The sequence below is a fragment of the Flavivirga eckloniae genome (assembly GCF_002886045.1).
In the GTDB taxonomy this organism is placed as follows: domain Bacteria; phylum Bacteroidota; class Bacteroidia; order Flavobacteriales; family Flavobacteriaceae; genus Flavivirga; species Flavivirga eckloniae.
This window is the reverse complement of record NZ_CP025791.1, coordinates 2,621,614-2,641,105: the sequence shown is the minus strand read 5'-3', so window position 1 is coordinate 2,641,105 and position 19,492 is coordinate 2,621,614. Positions and strand designations below refer to the sequence as shown.

Below are 19,492 nucleotides of genomic sequence, written 5' to 3'. Positions count from 1 at the left end.
TTAATCTCTCCTACTTATTTAGTAACTTGGCGATATCAAATTTCAAATTATTCATTAAAAATGAAACATATACTTTACGTCTTACTGTTTGTGCTATCAGTGCATTTTACAGAAGCTCAGGTTAAATATGAAACTATAGAATCTTCAAAATTAGAAGAAGCTAGAGAAATTAAAATACAATTACCAAGAGGTTATAATAGCGACAAGGATAAAAAATACCCATTATTTATTGTACTCGATGGCGATTACATGTTTGAAGCTGTTGCCGGAAATGTAGATTATTATTCCTATTGGGAAGATATGCCAGGATGCATTATTGTAGGAGTTAATCAATTTGATAAACGATTTGATGATTGCATGTATTCTGAGCAAAACTCTTTGCCTATTGAAACAGGAGCCAGTTTCTTCGAATTTTTAGGTTTAGAGCTTATTCCATATATAGAAAAGAAGTACAGAACGACTAATTTTAAGGTTGCGGTAGGTCATGGTGAAACGGCCAATTTTATTAATTACTACTTGTTAAAGCCTCAGCCACTATTTCAGGCTTACATTGCTGTAAGTCCGGAGTTAGCACCAAACATGATAGATTACCTTCCAGAGCGGTTAAGTAAACTGGAATCTAAATTATTCTATTGTTTAGCAAATACTAAAAATGATCCGGGTTCTATTAAAAAGATGACCGAAGCTTTAAATAAGGATATTTCTGCTATAGATAATGATAATCTGGTTTACAGTTTTAGCACCTTTGAAGAGCCATCCCATTATTCGGCACCCTTGCACGCTTTACCAGGTGCTATTGAGAATATTTTTAGTGTATTTCGTCCTATTAGTAAAAAAGAGTACAAAGAAACTATATTAGAGCTAGAAACCTCGCCGGTAGAATATCTGGTTAACAAATACCAAACAATAAAAACATTATTTGGTCTAGATAAAAAAATCCTGATAAATGATTTTAAAGCCATCTCTGCAGCTATCGAAAAAACCGAGCAGTACCAATATTATGAAGAATTGGGTAAAATTGCTCGAGATGCATACCCGGAAACACTGTTAGGAGGGTATTATCTGGCGCGTTTTTATGAAGAAGGAGGAGAGCCTAAAAAAGCGATGCGTACCTACCAGACGGCTTATACTATGGAGGAAATAGCTGGACTTACAAAAGGTTTAATGCTTGAGAAAGCAGATTTAATTAAAGAAGATTTCGGGTACTAAAGCGATAAAATTCTAAACATCATAACCTCAAATTCCAAAAGGGAATAAATGGCAAAAGTAAAAACGACTTTTTTTTGTCAAAACTGCGGCACACAATATGCCAAATGGCAAGGACAATGTAATGCCTGTAAAGAGTGGAATACCATTGTTGAAGAAGTTATTCAAAAACCAGAAAAGAGCGATTGGAAGTCTCCAACATCTACTGTAAAAAAAGCATCAGTTCCATTACGAATTAAAGATATAGATGTTTCTAAAGAACCACGACTTAATGCTTTCGACGATGAGTTTAATCGTGTTTTAGGCGGAGGGATTGTGCCTGGATCGTTAACCTTATTAGGAGGCGAACCTGGCATAGGGAAAAGTACCTTATTGCTGCAAATCTCATTGAAATTACCTTATAAAACATTGTATGTCTCTGGAGAAGAAAGTCAGAAACAAATTAAAATGCGGGCAGAGCGTATTAATCCAGAAAACAATCACTGCTATATATTAACAGAAACCAAAACACAGAATATATTCAAGCAAATTGAAGTTCTAGAACCCGACATTGTTATTATCGATTCCATTCAAACATTACATAGCGACTATATTGAGTCGTCTTCGGGAAGTATTTCGCAGATAAAAGAATGTACAACCGAACTTATAAAATTTGCAAAAGAAACCGCAACCCCTGTTTTATTAATAGGCCATATTACTAAAGATGGAAATATTGCTGGGCCTAAAATTTTGGAGCACATGGTAGATACTGTACTACAGTTTGAAGGCGACCGCAATCATGTTTTTAGGATTTTAAGAGCGAATAAAAACCGTTTTGGTTCTACTAACGAGCTGGGTATTTATGAAATGCAAGGCTCTGGGCTTCGCGAAGTAACAAATCCATCGGAGATTCTAATCTCCAAAAAAGATGAAGAGTTGTCTGGAAATGCTGTGGCAGCTACATTAGAAGGCATGCGTCCGTTAATGATAGAAGTACAGGCTTTAGTAAGTACTGCTGTTTATGGCACTCCGCAACGTAGCGCTACGGGTTTTAATGCAAAGCGCCTTAATATGTTATTAGCAGTTTTAGAAAAACGAGCCGGATTCCGACTGGGAGCGAAGGATGTTTTTTTAAATATTACCGGGGGAATTACCGTTGACGACCCTGCTATAGATTTAGCCGTTGTTGCTGCGATATTATCCTCTAACGAAGATATGGCATTACAAAAAGACTTTTGCTTTGCAGCAGAGGTTGGTTTATCTGGAGAAATTCGCCCTGTACAACGTGTGGAGCAGCGTATTTTAGAAGCTGAAAAATTAGGATTCTCTACTATTTTTGTGTCCAAGTACAATAAAATTTCCCTTAAAAACTCCGCTATTAAAATTCAAATGATTTCTAAGATTGAAGATTTGGTTGGTTTTGTAGTATAAAACCTCTTGTAAATGTAGGTATCACTTAAAGGCCACTATTCGCATTTCTTTTAATTTTAGCCACAAATAATGCTTTTAGTCTATAATATTTGCATTTAATCGATAAAAAAATCATTTTTTTCTAGGAATTTTCACATTCTTGTTTTAATATTGTCTTCTTAAAATGTTACAAATCAAATATTTTGGTTTGTATTCGTAATTAATTTCCCTCAAAATTTAAAAATCCATTGTACTAAAGCGTATTGTTTGTAAGAAAAAATTAGAATAGGTCCTAAAGCTAACCAAAATTCAACCTATGAGACAAACATTGCTTTTTAGAATATTGTTTATAACAGTATTGTTCTTGGCTAATACTTTATATGCACAAGACTCCGATGGAGATGGTGTGCCAGATTCTATAGATATAGATGACGACAATGATGGTATAATAGATACTTACGAATGTTCTGCCGCTATTCAATTTAATAGTGCGTCGGCACTTACCGCAGCCGATTTAAGTGATGTAAAGGCCGGTGAAAAAGTAGTATACTCTAATGCGATTTTATTTCAAAATAAATATTATGACATTGTTTTAACTATAATAACTATTAATGGATCATATACAGTAGATTGTAATAATGAGCTAAGGGTTAGTACTTTTGATTCCAGCAGCGATGATTATGTAACGTATTCGTTTGATTTAGTGGAAGCAGGAAGTGCAACTCCAGGTAATCCAATAGGTGTTCCTGCGGTTTTATATGATATTATTTTAGAGTTGCGAGACATTGATACCAGATATTATAGAGATTTTACAGAAATAGCGGGTTTTAATCCTTCTACAGTAACATCAACAGTAACACCGTCTTTAAGTGCTACAACAAATTTGGAACAGACAGGTTTTGTTAATGGACCAGATCCGGCAGGTTACACTTTATACAGATTAGATCCAACCCTTGTTGCGCCAAATACAGATTGGGTATATGAGCCAGATGATGGAGGAACGCATGGTGATGATCCGGATTTCTATTTATATATGGAATTTGATAAGTTTTCCCATGTTGATTTGTTGTACGGAGCTACTGGAACCCATACTAATACTGGTGTTAGGTTAACAAATTTTGGAGTAAGCTCAAAATGTAATTTTGATGATGATGCGCTTTCAGATACATTAGATATTGATAGTGATAACGATGGTATACCAGATAATGTGGAAGCACAACCTACCATAGGCTATATACCGCCAAGCAATGTAAGCAGCAGTATTACCGATGCTAACTCTAATGGACTAGATGATGTTTACGAGTCTGCTATGGGAGGGACAGATTTAACAGATGCAGAAGATACAGATGGGGATGGATTACAGGATTATTTAGATAGTGATACAGATAATGATGGTACACCAGATATTCAAGAAAATGGTCAGGCAAATATCCTTAATAACATTGATGTTGACGGTGATGGATTGGATGACAATTTAGACGCTATAACGGCTCATTTGGATGTTAATGATGAGGTGTCTACTGGAGATATAGCAGATCTTACCGCTTCTTTTGGTGATGTTGATAGCGATGCGACTATAGGAGGAGACTTGGACTACAGGGATTTATTCGATATAAACCCGCCACCAATAGCTTCTATAGATTTTGACGGTGTAGACGATTATTTATCCAGAGCATCGTTTATAGATGGATTGGGGGATGTAACCTTAATGGCTTGGATTAAATCGGACTCTGGAAATTCTACGAATATGACCATTGTAGGAGAGGATGTAGGTTGTAAACTATGGTTACAAAATGGGAATACACCTGCGTTTACAGTTAAAACAGTAGGTAATTCTCAGGAAACGATAAGTTGCAGTGCTATTAATTTTGATGAGTGGCACCATATAGCAGCAACTTATACTAGTACAACGGGACTGTTACAGCTTTTTGTTGACGGTGAATTGTTGAGCGCTACAAATGTTGCAAGTACTGGAGCTGTAATTGAGAACACAGACGATTCTAACGATAATTTTGAAATTGGTAGATTTTCTAGCGATGTTACTAATAAAGAATATTTTAAAGGAGATATTGACGAAATAAGAGTATTTGATATTGTACTTACAGTCGATCAATTAAAACAAATGGTGTACCAGGAAATTCAAGATAGTTCAGGAAATACCATAGGTTCAACCGTTGGAAAAGAAATAAAGGATATGGCGACTAGTACTACCGTTCCCTGGGCAAATTTGATAGCGTATTACCCGATGACGGATATTAAAAAGGGAACGACTACAGATTATTCGAGTTACGATAAGGAATTGTACATAAACTACATTACGACCATTCAGGATCAAACCGCCCCAATGCCATATGTGTCTTCAAATAATGGTGATTGGACAACACAATCTACATGGCAACATGGCGATGTATGGGATGTTGAAAATATAGCTACCAATAAAGATTGGTGTATCGTAAGAATAGCAAGTGATGTATCTGCCTGCCATTCGGTTAAAACAAATGGCTTAATAATAGATGCCGGAAGTACTTTTACAGTACATAGCGAAAATCTTATTGAAAATTCCTGGTATTTGGAATTAAATGGAACACTTAATTTAGAGGACGACTGCCAACTAATTCAAACCATAAATAGTGATTTGGTTACCTCTGCAACTGGTAAAATACTAAGACATCAAGAAGGAACTTCAAATGCGTATAGATATAACTATTGGGCATCGCCTGTAGGAGCTACAGGTGTAACAAGCTTAACAGATAATAATGCAGCAACCAATAACACTAATAATGCACCATTTTACTTAAATACAATAAAAGATGAGAGTGGCGTTAATTTTTCGTTTACATCGGCTTATGACGAGCCTGGAAAAATAAGCACCTATTGGTTATATACATATAAAAATGGTTTAACGTATTGGGATTGGGTTTTACTCTCTCCTAGTGCACCGTTAGAATCAGGGGTAGGGTATATACAAAAGGGAACAGGAAATGCAGGTACAGAACAACAATATATTTTTGACGGGAAACCAAATAATGGAACCATACTAATACCTGTAACTGATACTGGAGGCCCGGGATCTGTAGCTACGGTATCAAAAACAGAATATTTATTAGGAAATCCTTATCCATCTGCTTTAGATATTCATAAGTTTATTGATGATAACGTAGGTGTTATAGATGGCACATTGCAACTATGGCAGCAGTGGAGCGGAGATTCACATTACCTGAATGAATATAATGGTGGTTATGCACAAGTAAATAAGCTGGGATCGGTAAGGGCATACCAATTTGTTGGGATTAGCGGTGCACATAATGGATCGCAAGATGGTACAATAACACCCACGAGGTATCTTCCCGTTGGTCAAGGGTTTATTACAGAGATTGTTGCAGATGGCAATGTAGAATTTAACAACAGTCAGCGTATATTTATTAAAGAATCTGATGCAGATGGTACATATAATAATGGTGCATCATTCTTTAAATCTAGTAATACAAAATCTAAAAAAGGTAATACTACAGCCAAAGAAAGCGGAGAGGATAGTGAGGCGAATGGCCATGGTATGCAGAAAATTCGTTTGGAGTTTAATGCAGTAACGGGACCAGATACAAGACGAGAGTTACTGTTGGGGTTCAGTGACGCTACAACAGACGGGTTTGATTATGGATACGACACAGAGTGTGACGAATCTAATAACAACGATTTCAATTTAAGTTTAGAAGGCTTAAATATGAATATACAAGCCTACGCTCCTATTGTTAGCGATAAAGTAATACCTCTAAACTTTAAATCTTCAGGAGACAATTCGTTTGAAATTAGAATCACCGAATCAGAAAATTTAGATGAAAATCAGGAAATTTATTTAAGAGATAACCTAACCGAAGAGTATTTTGACTTAACGACTATGGAAGCATATAGTTTTAGTTCAGAGCAAGGCAAATTTAACAACAGATTCGAAATAGTTTTCCAAAATGAAGCAACAACGTTAAGTGCTGAAGAAGCCACATTTACAGAAAATTATATTTATTATCATAACAAAACAAATACACTATTTGCTAAGAAGTTAAATAGTCAAGTGAAAAAGCTTGCTTTAATTAATATGAGAGGTCAAGCGGTTTTAGAGGTCGAAAATGTACCTGCCGAAAGTTTAGAAAATGGTTACAAATTTAATAATATGCCAACAGGTGCCTATATAGTATGTTTAAGAACAGAAAATAATGAGGTGCTTACCAAAAAAGTAGTTTTAAATTAGTTTAGTTTTTGTTTAGTGAATCGAGAAGAGCCAAATATTTGTTTTGGCTTTTTTCATTTCATAGTATTAAAATCGAAGAAATAATAAGAAAAACTAAGACAATCGCTTTCAAAAAGGTATTGTTACAGCATAAAAAAACCTTTGAAACTGAGTCTCAAAGGTTTTTAATATTATTTAATAATGTCAACCCTAAATGTATAAGGATGACTCAAACGGTATAACTACTCTTGACCAATTTGATTTATTTCCTCAGTCTGAGACTTTGGATTTGGTCCCCATTTGTTAGAGCCTGCTTCACTATCTGTACAAGCTAAAATTAAGTTGTAAATAGGAATTAGTAAAAACCAGCCGCTTTTGCCAGCATCATGCATTCTTCTTACACCAACAGCTATTCCAGGGATTAGAACTGCTAAAGAGTAAATAGAACTTAAAATAGATAAAGAAGGCATTTCCAAACCTATAGCTATAAACATGATTCCGTAAGAAATTATAATATTGAATAAGAAAAACATCCAATATTCTTTTCTACGGGCTCTGCCAGTAAAGGTTGCGTACTGTTTTAATACTTTTAAATACCAATTCATAATAGTTGATTTTGGGGTTAATAAGGCCAAATATAGTTTTTTTATTTAAATATAATATCGTAATATTGCAATATATAAATTTGATATGGGAATTACTAAAACTCAAATATTTACTGATAGACAAAATGACTTGGCTCAATTTTTTAAAGTTTTGGGCCATCCAGCTAGGGTTGCCATCTTACAATATATAAGTAGTCAAAATGCTTGTATTTGTAACGATTTGGTTGAAGAAATAGGCTTAGCGCAAGCTACTATTTCTCAGCACTTAAAAGAACTTAAAAGTATTGGCTTGATAAAAGGCGAGGTTGAAGGCAAAAGTATGTGCTACTGTATTAACGTTGAGAGATGGACTTCCATACAAGATCAATTGAATTTATTCTTTAACACAACAAAATCAAATTGTTGCTAAAATTTTAATTATGAAAACACAAGAATTATTTAAAGTATTAGAACAAAATCAAGACAAGTCGTTATTGTTTGAATATGCACCGAATTTATTGGTTGGGGCTAATTATCATATTACAGAAGTAAAGCATATGACGATTGATTCTATCGATTGTGGTTCACAAGCAGATGCTTGGAAGGATACGGTTATTCAACTTTGGGAAAGTCCAAAAGAATTAGGTAAAACAGAATATATGTCTGTATATAAAGCCTTAGGTATTTTAAATAAAGTTGGAAAAATGAAATCGTATACTTTAGACGCTGAGGTTAAATTTGAATATAGTAACGCAACATTTCATACAGCGCAACTATTTGTTAACGATTTTGAAATAAGAGAGAACAACTTAATTGTTAAATTAGCGGTCGAAAAAACGGATTGCAAAGCAAAAGAACTTTGTGGCGTGCCTGAACCCGTAGAGGAAACGGTAGGGGCAAGTACAGAACCTTGTTGTTCTCCTGGTGGAAACTGTTGTTAGGGGATTAACGAAAAGTGATTGGAATTCTGTTTCAAAAATTTATAAAGAAGGTATAACGACCGGAATAGCTACTTTTGAAACAGAAGTTCCCGATTGGGAGCAGTGGGATGCCAAGCATTTTTCGGTTTGCAGATTTGTAGCTTTAATAGAAGAAAAAGTTGTTGGATTTGCGGTATTATCACCAGTTTCAAAGCGAGATGTTTATAAGGGAGTTGCAGAAGTTAGTGTGTATGTTTCAAATGCATTTAAAAGAAGACATGTTGGTGAAATATTATTGAAGCAATTAATTGAGGAAAGTGAAGCACATGAGATTTGGACCTTGCAAGCAAGCATTTTTTCAGAAAACAGGGCAAGTATTAATTTACATTTAAAATGTGGATTTAGGGTTGTTGGTATTCGTGAAAGAATAGGGCAATTATATGAGAAATGGTACGACAACCATTTTCTGGAACGACGAAGTAATAAAATAACGTGAATCTTGGATAAGTAAATTTTCGGCTAATAAAGCTTCTCGATACACCACTCTAATGTAGTGGTACTTGGAGTGACTTCTGAACTCTTAAGCAAAATTCACTGTAAAATAGTCTCTTTAAAAGAAGAGGATAAAAATAAAATAAAAGTTTAATTAAAAAGATTCCTGCCTTCGCAGGAAATATTATGAAGAACATTTTAGTATTGTGTACGGGTAATTCGTGTAGAAGTCAAATGGCGCATGGATATTTAAACCATTTTTTAGAAAACAAAAGTGTAATTGTATATAGTGCAGGCATTGAGACTCACGGTTTAAATCCAGGAGCCTTGGTCATTATGAAAGAAGATGGACTAAATATAGATCATCATACCTCTAACCATGTAGACGAATATGCCGACGTAGATTTTGATTACATCATTACGGTTTGCGATCATGCTAATGAAAATTGCCCGTATATTCCAAGTAAAAATGCATTGCGCTTACACCATAATTTTTTCGATCCATCTAAAGTAGTGGGTACCGATGATGAAAAGCATACAGCATTTTTAAAAGCACGAGAAGAAATAAAAGGATATTTCAAAGAGTTTGTAGAGAAGTATAACCTAGTTTAAGCTTCTCCGTTATTTTCCAGTTTACTTTCTAATTCTGCCTGGAATTCTTCCATAACAGGACGAACAGTACTTTCCGGTAAGTCGGCAATTTTAATGTACATTAAACCATCTACAGCATTGTTGAATAGGGGATCCACATTAAATGCGACTAACCGGGCATTTTGTTTTATATACTTTTTTAGAAGTACTGGCAAACGTAACGCTCCAGGTTCTACTTCGTCTATTATTTTGTCGAATTTATTTAAATCGGCTTCTGTCGAATCGAAGACAAAATCTTTATCGGCATCTTTAAGTATAACTTTAAATTCCTTTTTAGGATGCACGTATTGCGCTATATAAGGGTCGTAATAATGCGATTTCATAAACTCGATCATCAACGATTTCGAGAAGTTTGAAAACTGATTGCTAATACTAACCCCGCCAATTAAAAATTTATGCTCAGGAAAACGCAACGTCGTGTGCACAATACCTTTCCAAAGTAAAAATAAAGGCATGGCTTTTTGCTGGTATTCTTTAACAATAAAAGCACGTCCCATTTCAATAGATTGGCTCATCATCTTGTGTAGCTCGGGTTCGAACCTAAACAAGTCTTGCAAATAAAAGCCATCGATACCGTAGCGCTCAAAAATTTTGGATCCTAAGCCCATTCGGTAAGCGCCAGCTATTAATTTTTTTTCATTATCCCAAAGGAACATATGATGGTAGTACGTATCAAAAGTATCTAAATCAATGGCTTCATTAGTACCTTCCCCAACCTCTCTAAAAGTAATTTCACGTAAACGCCCTATTTCACGTAATATATGAGGAATCGTTTTTGGTTCGGCTAAAAATACCTCATAATTCTTGCTTTGCAACAGCCTGGAATTGTTTTTAACAAGGGCTTTAACCTCCTCGGCCATAAGCATATTGTCGACAGGTGTTACTATATTTTTAGGCGCTTTAGGGCTTTTTAATGTAGAGGAAATGTTATCTAAAATCTTCGATTTATCTTCAAAGGCATTCGATAACATATAAGTTTTACGTCTTAAAAAGCCAGAAAAACTCTCAAGTGACGTGTGTTCTTTTTGGTCGGTAACAGAGATTGGTCTTCCTATTCTAACCTTTATGGTGCGTCGTTTTTGAGTTAACAATTCAGAGGGCAATTTGGCTGTTCTAAAAGTGTCGCTAATTTTAGAAAGCTTATAAAACAATTTGCTGTTTTTAGCATGGAAATAAATAGGGACTACAGGCACCTCTGCTTTTTTTACAAGCTTCATGGCGGCTTCTTCCCAAGGTTTATCTACTACCAGTTTACCATCTCGATATGTTGATACTTCACCAGCCGGAAAAATTCCTAGAGGATGTCCGTCCCTTAAATGTAAGATAGCATTTTTAAAACCAGTAATACTTGATTTTACATCTTTCCTGTCCTCGAAAGGGTTAACAGGCATGATATAAGGCTTTAAGGGCTCTATTCTGTGTAACAAAAAATTGGCTATTATTTTAAAGTCTTTGCGTTGTTCAAGCATAAGCTTTAAAAGTAGAATACCATCAATACCTCCAAGGGGATGGTTGGAAATAGTAATATAAGGACCATCTTTTGGTAAGCGCTTTAAATCTTCTTCGGGGATTTCAAATTTAATTTGAAAGTCCTCTAAAATACCATCTAGAAAAGCCAAATCACTAAGGTGTTTGTTGCGCTTATATATTTTATTTAGAGTAGATATTTTAAGGATTTTCATTAAAACCCAACCAATAAAAGTACCAAAAAAGCCATATTTGTTTAACTGTATAGCTTTAGCGACTTCTTTGGCGGTTACCAGTCCCGTATTTTGTTGTTTGGTCATGAGTGTAAATGTACTAAATTGTTTATTTAGTTACTACTTGAACAGTTTGTTGAGTTAATTGTTTTAGTAACACGGTTTTACCCTCTTCAATTTGTCTAATCGCATTTTCATTGTAATGGCGAATCGTGTAAAGAGATACATTTTCTTCACAGGTTACTTTAAATTTTGCTTTTAAATGGAGCAACAATTTATCAATATTATTAAAAATATTATCTACACAAACCGAAAAACTTATAGCTGAATTTTGAATAACATCCACTTTCATTTTGTATTGATGTAATAGGTTGAAAATATGACTGATGTTTTCTTCAACTATATAAGAGAAATCTAAAGAAGACAATGATATTAAAATTTGGTTTTTCTTTACAATAAAGCAAGGAACCATAGGCTCTAAAGTAACATTTTTGCCAATTCTGGTACCAGGTGCTTTGGGGTTTATAAACGATTTTACATACAATGGAATTTCTTTACCTTGTAGTGGTTGTAATGTTTTTGGATGAATTACCGAGGCCCCGTAAAAAGCCAATTCTATGGCTTCTCTATACGATATTTTATTAAGCAGTTCCGTATGTTCAAAATAGCGTGGGTCGGCATTTAAAACACCAGGTACATCTTTCCAAATGGTAACAGCTTCTGCATTTAAACAATACGCATAAATAGCGGCGGTATAATCGCTGCCTTCCCTACCAAGAGTTGTTGTAAAGTTATTAGAATCGCTGCCCAAGAATCCTTGGGTGATATTTAAAATGGTTTTATCAAATTTCGAGTTTATTAAGTTTTGTGTTTCTTCCCAATTTACATTGGCACGTCTATAAAAATCATCTGTTTTAATTTGGGTTCGAACATCAATCCAATTATTTTTTATATCTATGGCATTTAAATACTCGCTTATAATTGTTGTTGAAACCAACTCGCCAAAACCGATAACCTGATCGTAAACAAAATTGTAGTTGGGTGATTTATTTGTTATAAAAAAGGTTTTCAATTCATCGAAAAGAACAGCTACTTTTTTTAAAGCTGGATGATTTTCATTTTTAAATAAATCTAATAAAATGGTAGTGTGGAATTTTTTAACTTCCTCGAGGGAGCCAGGTAATTGGCTTTTGTCTTCAAAATAGTTTTTTATAACAACCTCTAATGCATTGGTTGTTTTCCCCATAGCGGAAACAATAATTAGTGTGTTGGCATAACCGACTTCTTGCAATACAGAAGCCATGTTTTTCACACCTGAAGCATCTTTTACCGATGCACCACCAAATTTGAATACCTGCATGCTATAATTTTGCTATATAATCTTTAATACCTTGTTCGTTTAAATGAACAACATTCCAATCACGTTTTACTTGGGCTCCTTTTTTTTCATAAAAAACAATAGCTGGTTCGTTCCAGTCAAGTACCTCCCAGTTAATACGTTTTATGCCTAAGCTATGTCCGTATTTTACAACTTCATCCAAAAGGGCAGTTCCTAAACCAGATCCCCTCATAGATTCACTCACTATTAAATCTTCTAAATGTAATGATTTCCCTTTCCAAGTAGAGTATCGGTGATAAATTAGGGCAATACCTGCAATGGTATGATTAGCTTCGGCTACAAAGCATTCAAAAGCTGGTTTCTCACCAAATCCATCAATCTCCAGGTCTTTAACAGTAACTTCAACAGCATCGACTTCTTTTTCAAAGACAGCCAATTCTTTTATTAAATGAAGTACTTGAGACATGTCACTTTTTACAGCTTTTCGTATAGAGTAGTTCATGTGTTAGTATAATTAATTCAAATATAACTTAAAGTTGATTATTTAATGCTATTAATCTTGTACGAAAACGTTGTAGTTCATTAAAAAATAATTGATATTTGCACAAACTAAACAAACAATTTTATGTCTCACAAAAATCAAACTCTAGGAGAGTTTATTATCGAAAATCAATCGGCTTTTAAATATTCTTCAGGCGAACTATCCAGTCTCCTTAATTCCATAAGATTAGCTGCTAAAGTAGTAAACCATGAGGTAAACAAAGCAGGGTTGGTAGACATTATTGGTGCTGTTGGAGATACAAATGTTCAAGGAGAAGATCAACAGAAGTTAGATGTATATGCCAATGAAAAGTTTATACAAACATTAACAAAAAGGAACATTGTTTGTGGTATTGCAAGTGAGGAAGAAGACGATTTTATAGCTATTAATAGTCAAGATGAAAATCATCAAAATAAATATGTTGTACTAATAGATCCGTTAGATGGTTCTTCGAATATTGATGTAAATGTATCTGTAGGAACAATTTTTTCAATTTACAGACGTATTACTCCTGTTGGTACTCCGGTAACGTTAAAAGACTTTTTACAAAAAGGGAGTAAACAAGTAGCTGCAGGCTATGTGGTTTATGGTACCTCTACCATGTTGGTTTATACAACTGGAGCAGGTGTTAATGGGTTTACATTAAATCCTGCAATAGGTTCATTTTATTTATCGCATCCCGATATGCAATTTCCGGAGGATGGAAATATTTATTCTGTTAATGAAGGGAACTATATCCATTTTCCTCAAGGTATTAAGAATTATATAAAATATTGCCAAAAGGAAGAGGGCGATAGACCTTATACATCGAGATATATTGGATCTTTGGTGTCCGACTTTCACAGAAATATGATTAAAGGAGGTATTTATTTATACCCACAGAGTTCAAAGAATCCGAACGGAAAACTTCGTTTGTTGTACGAATGTAACCCGATGGCATTTTTAGCTGAGCAGGCTAATGGAAAGGCTAACAACGGATTTATAAGAATTATGGACATTGAGCCTACCGAACTACATCAACGTGTACCATTTATTTGCGGAAGTAAAAATATGGTAGAAAAGGTTGAGGAGTTTATGCAGGATTCATAATAAAAATGCGAACTATATCGTTCGCATTTTACATATCCCTACAATTCTAGCTGATTATTGGTTGGTGTAGCGATTCAATTTTCGTACTTCATTTTATTCTAAAAAAGGACAAATCATCGCCATTTTTCGTAAAGATGATTCCATCTATTTTGACCAACGCCATTTCATTTAATTGGCTATTAATTCTTCATGATTTTAAAGGAAGCATTACCTTGATTGGTTTTTAAATTTAAAATATAAAGTCCGCTATCCAGATTATGCAATTCTAAGTTTGTTTTGTGTTCCAGACTGGAATAGATTTCTTGCCCCATTAGATTGAAAATTCTTGTATTTAAGATTTTTATATTTGAAGGTAAATCAATATCTAATCTATCAGTAATTGGTATTGGTGACAATTTAATATTACTCGCGATGTTATTATGATCCTTAGTCGATAAAGAGCTACATGTTTCATTTGCGGAGGATCCTTCTTTGATTTTAGTTATAAACCCCGTTGTTAGACCTCCAGAAGGATTGTCTCCAGTTACTATTTGAAATGGGGTTCCTTCTTGGAAAAATTCAAAACTAGCATTTTCGAATTGAAAATTTCCAGACAAATAATAAAAAGAACAGTGAGGATTTATTTCTAGAATACTATGATTAATAAAAGAAACAACAGAGTAGGCAAACTTGTAATCACCATTGTTGTCATAAGAGGCAACAAACAAATCACCTGGAGTGCTGCTAATGCCTCCAACTCCTCCTTTTACTTCGGCGACACTTTCTGATAAATCAAAATCGATTATTCCTCTTAATAAACTACCGGTTATGTAAACATTTCCATCAGCATCTACCTCAAAATCTGTAATTGTTTCTGATGAAACGTTGCCAACTTTATCTTGTATTGCCTTTGCATAAACTAATGAGCCATCAGTTGTGTATTTAGCAAAAAACATATCCCCAAGATCATATTCAAAACCACTCACTTCTACATTATATTCATTTTCACTAGGATCAAAATCAATTATCCCTGCTCCCATTTCACCAGCAATAAAAATGTTATTGTTGTTTCCAACAATAGCTACTGGAGCGGCGTTAGGACCCTTAATATCCTTTACAAAGTTCAAATCGCCATCTTTTGAATATGAGGCAAAAAAGAATGAACTGTTATTAACGTCTCCTAAGGAGAAGACACTGTTGCTGGGATCAAAATCAAAAACGTGATCTATAGATTCAATAAGTGTTCCCGTTATTAGATAATTTCCAGAAGAATCAAAACCTATATCTTTTGTGTTATTAGGTACTTGATGCCCAAATCGAAAATTCCCATTGGTATCATATGATAGAACATATGTTCCCCATGGAATTAAAAATTCTCCAGTACCATTATCAAAATCAAAATCAGCGTCATAGTTATTTTTGAATAATAAATAGCTGTTTCCATCTTTATCGACCGATAAAAACTTTGGTATGGTTGTAAAGGAATTCGTAATTGCGTTTGAAGGAAAAGGGATCGCATACCTAAAGTTTCCATCTTTGTCGTAGGAAGAAAGAAAATTTCCGGAAGTGTATATAGTAGCATTACTAAGTTCTTGTATATTATTGCCTCCATCAAAATCTGCTTTTCCAGTAAAAACTCCATAGACATATATATTATTTGCACTATCAGATTCCACCAAAATATTATTCACGAAAGGTTTAATATCTGCATCAGTTATTTGAAGTGCATAATTTAACTCTCCCATTTTAGAATATGAAGCGATAAATCCTGTGGTACCAGATAGAGAATTTACATTTGGTAATTCGTAAATATTTTCTCCGGGATCAAAATCATTGTTAAAATCACTAATATGGCTTAGCCTTCCTACAATTATCTGATTTTCATTATTGTCAATAGTTAAATCATTTATTCCAATAACACCCGAAGAGATAGTTCCTTTGCCTTCTATTAAAGTATTTATTTGAGATTGTGAGAGATTGTAAATTAATGCAATCAATAGATATAAAGTGAATTTTATTTTCATTGTTTTGTAATTAGATTGTCATTTCGCCATGTTTTGATAATCTCACATATTCTCTATATAAGGTTTTTCAACATGATAACTATTATGAGTTAATAACCATAAGGGTTTTTAGAAGTAATAATGAATTCCGCCGCCACCATTAAAACCTCCTATAGATGCTACGCCATCAAAAGAGACATAAGTATAGCCTAATTCGATCGAGAAGGCCAACCCTTGAATAAAATCATTAAATGACCATTCAGTGCCCCCTCCAATGCCAGCGGCTATTGAGTTTAGATTGTAAGAACCCAGGTAGCCCAGGTCGTATTTAAGGGTCCAATACCCTACCTGTCCATACAAATAGGGATGGAAGCTGGCAAAACCGATATCGTTAGTATCAAGGTTATATGAATACCTTCCTGTTATTGAGAAACTACTTTGATCAGCATAACTAAAACCGTAATTTACAGATCCTACGATTATTTGACCAGTATGACTTTTTGTAAAATTGTATTTTAATGACGCACCATAATTTAGTGAGGTCCATGCTAACCCTGCACCAAAAGAACCTGCCTCACTCATATTTTGTGCAGTTGTTTTACTCGTAAATATCAGTAATAATAATGTGAGTGGTAATAGAATTGTTTTTTTCATAATTTAAAGTTTATAAGATGGAATTTTGCTATAGATTTTTTTCATGATTGTTTGGTTTTAATTAAACCGGAAGGGTTGTATAATTTATTGAACAGTGATTGTTTTTATTGATAGATCGGTAAATGAATCATTCGCACCAGTATAGCTCGTTGTAATTTCTATTGTTAATACAGTACCAGAAGGATAATTAATGTTCCATTCCAAAATGTATAGTTTTCTCAACTGCTGATCGATTATTTCATAAAGATTTGAAATATCATCACTTGTAGGAGCGTAGAAGAACCTACCGCCAGTTTCGTTTGCTAAATATTCTAAACCAGCTTGATCTGCATTTCCAAAGCCTACGGTATATATAGGTATACTTAAAGATTTGGATTTAAGTATCAAATTATTAGCAGAAATGGATGAATTATTATCATAACCGTCAGTAAAACCAATGACTACTGGCAAAACACCATTGAGCTTGTTTACCTCTTTTATACCCAAATCGCAAGCACTATAAAATGCTGTAGAGCTACCAATATATGGGTCTATATCTATTGCGGCATCTAACAAGGTTGCATCTGTAGTAAAACCTTGTACTTCTTCAATTGAGGAAGCAAATTTGATTATAGACATAAAGTCGGAATCACCCTTTAGACTGATAAAGTTTTTTAAAGCGGTTTCCATGTTTTGAATGTCATTAGAGCCCATACTTCCAGAATAATCCATGGTAGTGGCTATAGCCAGAGGGTCAGAATTTGTATTGTTGAATTCCGAAAGTGTAATCTGGTTTTGATTGAGCACTACTGGTTCACCTCCATCAGGCGTTATTTTAACTTCATAATTCCCAAGTGTAAATTGTTCTAAAGGAGTTCCATTTTGATCCGTAACAGATAATAGCGCCGTTATTTTACCATTAGATTGTGAAATTTCTAATCGAGGAATAGTTGTTTCAAGACTAGTTGTTGTTACATCGTTTAAATTCTCGAAAGCTTGATCAAGTGGTGGCGGATTGTCATCTGATGAACATGCAAATAACACAGTTAGCAAAGCGGATAATAAATAGATTTTTTTCATAATTTTTTAGTTTTTAATGGATTAAATGATTGTCGTATCATAGTATTTAGAGAGAATAATTTTTATATAGTAGCTTAATCGAAAGGCTATTAGATCAAGATCTTAAAGCATAAACCTTTTTCCGTTGATATTTAGAATGGTTTTTGCTGATTAACCGTGGTAAATTTTTCCGACCAACAAAATCAAAACCATAATTTGCAGAACTTATAGTTACTGAGCATCTATGTCTTTCTGTGAAATTGTAGTTTAATGAAGTCCCTACTAAACTAGTTCCAAAGAAACTGGTTTCGGGTATTTGAGCATGTGTTGTAAAATGTCCTATAAAGACAAGGAAGAAGATAAAGATCGATTTTTTCATTTGTATTTTATTATGTTCGTAACAAACATAATTTCAATACTTTATACTTTTTTACGGGTAGCCATAACGAGATGGTTTTTCTTCGGATAATTGGTTGAACTGAACAGAAATTCGTTGAAATACAACTTTTAATTCAGGTTTGATAAAAGCAAATGTTATGAATCGATTATTTCTGAGTTCGTAAGATTAAAACACATCAAATTTCCAAATGCCATTTTGATTGATCAACTTACCTTCCCAGCTGCTCCCCTTCCTATTTAAGAACTTAAAGAAATTGCTCACTTTTTTAGAGTTGTTTTCGGCATCATAGATATTTTGTTGCTGTAAATAAGTAGCTCGTCCTTTTTCTGTTAAAACAAGCTTTACTATGGCCGTACTTTTGGTATGCGAGACTACGTCAAATTCATCGCTAAAACCATAACTATATTTACTAAAACCTATTGAAGAAAGTTGTGTATAGAGTTTAGGAGTCGTTGTATTTTTTATTGTGATTTGAGACTTATTATTTAAACCTCTTAAAAATAGCCGCGTGCTAGATTTTATACCCTCTAAAGTGATATCATTATCTTTTGTACTAGAAGTTGCTCTATTACTTTTAGTTTGTATAATACAATTTGGAGGAGTATTGACATATACACCGTTTGAAACAGAAAGGGTTGTATAATGTACAGATCTTGTTTCTATTGCACCAGAACCGGTTATTTTATTTCCTAATTGGTATTTATGCCAATTCTTTTGTTTAGCATTTTTACTTTCGTAATTAATACACAAAAGAATACTTTTTGGTAAAGAGGTACGCAATGTATTAGAAGCTGTAAAATCTAGATTTAATACTCCAAGAGGGTTTACAGGCGTCTTATCTTTTATTGGGATGGTTTGCTGCTCTTTTTCATATATTAGAACAACATTTACCGTTACGTTTTCTGCAAGTGCAGTAGTGGTATTTGCCAGTTTTAAAACAAACTTTTGTTTATCTTTTAGCCATATAAAGCTATCTTCTACTAAGTTTAGTTTTGCGTATACAGGACTAATTGCTTTTGTTATATTTTTTTGATCTTCTGTTTTATTATTTTGTGTTTGAACAGTATGTTTTTTTTGTGGCTTAAAAATAGAGTCTTTTTGGGGGATGGAATCTGTAATGTGTTTTTCTTGAGGATTAGTGGTTAAGGTTTGTTTTTCTAATACAGTTGTATCTTTTTTGTCGAACAGAATATCAATAAGCTTAAAAATTACGAGAGCAATTACTAAGACTTTAGAAATGGTAGTTAGCCAAAATTTTATTTTTCGTTCTGTTTTTAAGTTCATA

The 19,492-nt window shown here is 34.0% G+C and carries 17 protein-coding genes; 8 read left to right on the top strand and 9 right to left on the bottom strand.

Annotated elements, in window-relative coordinates:
* Window positions 1–60: 60 nt before the first annotated feature.
* The 3 genes from C1H87_RS10755 to C1H87_RS10745 all read left to right on the top strand — a co-directional run bounded on the left by C1H87_RS10755 (window position 61) and on the right by C1H87_RS10745 (window position 6,838).
* Window positions 61–1,209, top strand: a complete 1,149-nt coding sequence (locus C1H87_RS10755) for an alpha/beta hydrolase (RefSeq protein WP_102755809.1) — start codon at window positions 61–63, stop codon at window positions 1,207–1,209.
* Window positions 1,210–1,257: 48 nt separating this feature from the next.
* The gene (radA, locus tag C1H87_RS10750; RefSeq protein ID WP_102755808.1) at window positions 1,258–2,616 is read left to right on the top strand and encodes a DNA repair protein RadA; all 1,359 of its coding nucleotides are present in this window, start codon (window positions 1,258–1,260) and stop codon (window positions 2,614–2,616) included.
* Between the two features lie 295 nt (window positions 2,617–2,911).
* Window positions 2,912–6,838: a LamG domain-containing protein gene (locus tag C1H87_RS10745; protein ID WP_102755807.1), complete on the top strand. Its 3,927-nt coding sequence runs from the start codon at window positions 2,912–2,914 to the stop codon at window positions 6,836–6,838.
* Window positions 6,839–7,059: 221 nt separating this feature from the next.
* Here the strand turns inward: C1H87_RS10745 and C1H87_RS10740 are convergent, their stop codons facing one another.
* Window positions 7,060–7,422 (bottom strand): DUF805 domain-containing protein, encoded by a 363-nt coding sequence (locus C1H87_RS10740; RefSeq protein ID WP_102755806.1) that lies wholly within the window; start codon window positions 7,420–7,422, stop codon window positions 7,060–7,062.
* 85 nt (window positions 7,423–7,507) lie between these two features.
* On the opposite strand from C1H87_RS10740, the gene C1H87_RS10735 reads away from it, so the two are divergent.
* From C1H87_RS10735 to C1H87_RS10720, 4 genes are all read left to right on the top strand, one after another.
* Complete coding sequence (locus tag C1H87_RS10735) at window positions 7,508–7,831, top strand: ArsR/SmtB family transcription factor (protein ID WP_102755805.1); 324 nt, start codon at window positions 7,508–7,510, stop codon at window positions 7,829–7,831.
* Window positions 7,832–7,841: 10 nt separating this feature from the next.
* Window positions 7,842–8,342 (top strand): DUF6428 family protein, encoded by a 501-nt coding sequence (locus C1H87_RS10730; protein WP_102755804.1) that lies wholly within the window; start codon window positions 7,842–7,844, stop codon window positions 8,340–8,342.
* The gene (locus C1H87_RS10725; protein ID WP_102755803.1) at window positions 8,326–8,817 is read left to right on the top strand and encodes a GNAT family N-acetyltransferase; all 492 of its coding nucleotides are present in this window, start codon (window positions 8,326–8,328) and stop codon (window positions 8,815–8,817) included. The genes C1H87_RS10730 and C1H87_RS10725 overlap by 17 nt, the downstream gene beginning before the upstream one ends.
* A gap of 182 nt (window positions 8,818–8,999) precedes the next feature.
* Window positions 9,000–9,425: an arsenate reductase ArsC gene (locus tag C1H87_RS10720; RefSeq protein ID WP_102755802.1), complete on the top strand. Its 426-nt coding sequence runs from the start codon at window positions 9,000–9,002 to the stop codon at window positions 9,423–9,425.
* Here the strand turns inward: C1H87_RS10720 and C1H87_RS10715 are convergent.
* Genes C1H87_RS10715 through C1H87_RS10705 form a run of 3 tightly spaced genes read right to left on the bottom strand, consistent with a single transcriptional unit; the run spans window position 9,422 to window position 13,005 of the window.
* A complete protein-coding gene (locus tag C1H87_RS10715; RefSeq protein ID WP_102755801.1) occupies window positions 9,422–11,251 on the bottom strand; it encodes a GNAT family N-acyltransferase in 1,830 nt (609 codons plus the stop codon). The two genes, C1H87_RS10720 and C1H87_RS10715, sit on opposite strands and share 4 nt — an antisense overlap.
* 22 nt (window positions 11,252–11,273) lie before the next feature.
* Window positions 11,274–12,524, bottom strand: a complete 1,251-nt coding sequence (locus C1H87_RS10710; protein WP_102755800.1) for an aspartate kinase — start codon at window positions 12,522–12,524, stop codon at window positions 11,274–11,276.
* Between the two features lies 1 nt (window position 12,525).
* The gene (locus tag C1H87_RS10705) at window positions 12,526–13,005 is read right to left on the bottom strand and encodes a GNAT family N-acetyltransferase (RefSeq protein ID WP_102755799.1); all 480 of its coding nucleotides are present in this window, start codon (window positions 13,003–13,005) and stop codon (window positions 12,526–12,528) included.
* Window positions 13,006–13,128: 123 nt separating this feature from the next.
* Between C1H87_RS10705 and fbp the strand changes: the two genes are divergently transcribed.
* Complete coding sequence (gene fbp / locus C1H87_RS10700; RefSeq protein WP_102755798.1) at window positions 13,129–14,133, top strand: class 1 fructose-bisphosphatase; 1,005 nt, start codon at window positions 13,129–13,131, stop codon at window positions 14,131–14,133.
* Window positions 14,134–14,312: 179 nt separating this feature from the next.
* On the opposite strand, the gene C1H87_RS10695 is transcribed toward fbp, so the two are convergent.
* The 5 genes from C1H87_RS10695 to C1H87_RS10680 form a co-directional block, all read right to left on the bottom strand.
* The gene (locus C1H87_RS10695) at window positions 14,313–16,136 is read right to left on the bottom strand and encodes a T9SS type A sorting domain-containing protein (protein WP_102755797.1); all 1,824 of its coding nucleotides are present in this window, start codon (window positions 16,134–16,136) and stop codon (window positions 14,313–14,315) included.
* Between the two features lie 108 nt (window positions 16,137–16,244).
* The gene (locus C1H87_RS10690) at window positions 16,245–16,769 is read right to left on the bottom strand and encodes a hypothetical protein (RefSeq protein WP_158655191.1); all 525 of its coding nucleotides are present in this window, start codon (window positions 16,767–16,769) and stop codon (window positions 16,245–16,247) included.
* A gap of 84 nt (window positions 16,770–16,853) precedes the next feature.
* A complete protein-coding gene (locus C1H87_RS10685) occupies window positions 16,854–17,828 on the bottom strand; it encodes a vWA domain-containing protein (protein WP_102755795.1) in 975 nt (324 codons plus the stop codon).
* A 94-nt stretch (window positions 17,829–17,922) separates the two neighbouring features.
* Window positions 17,923–18,186 carry a hypothetical protein gene (locus C1H87_RS23320; RefSeq protein WP_158655190.1) on the bottom strand — a complete coding sequence of 88 codons (264 nt, stop codon included), beginning with the start codon at window positions 18,184–18,186 and terminating at the stop codon, window positions 17,923–17,925.
* Window positions 18,187–18,372: 186 nt separating this feature from the next.
* Entirely contained in the window at window positions 18,373–19,491 is a 1,119-nt protein-coding gene (locus C1H87_RS10680; RefSeq protein WP_102755794.1) for a hypothetical protein, read from the bottom strand.
* Window position 19,492: the final 1 nt, after the last annotated feature.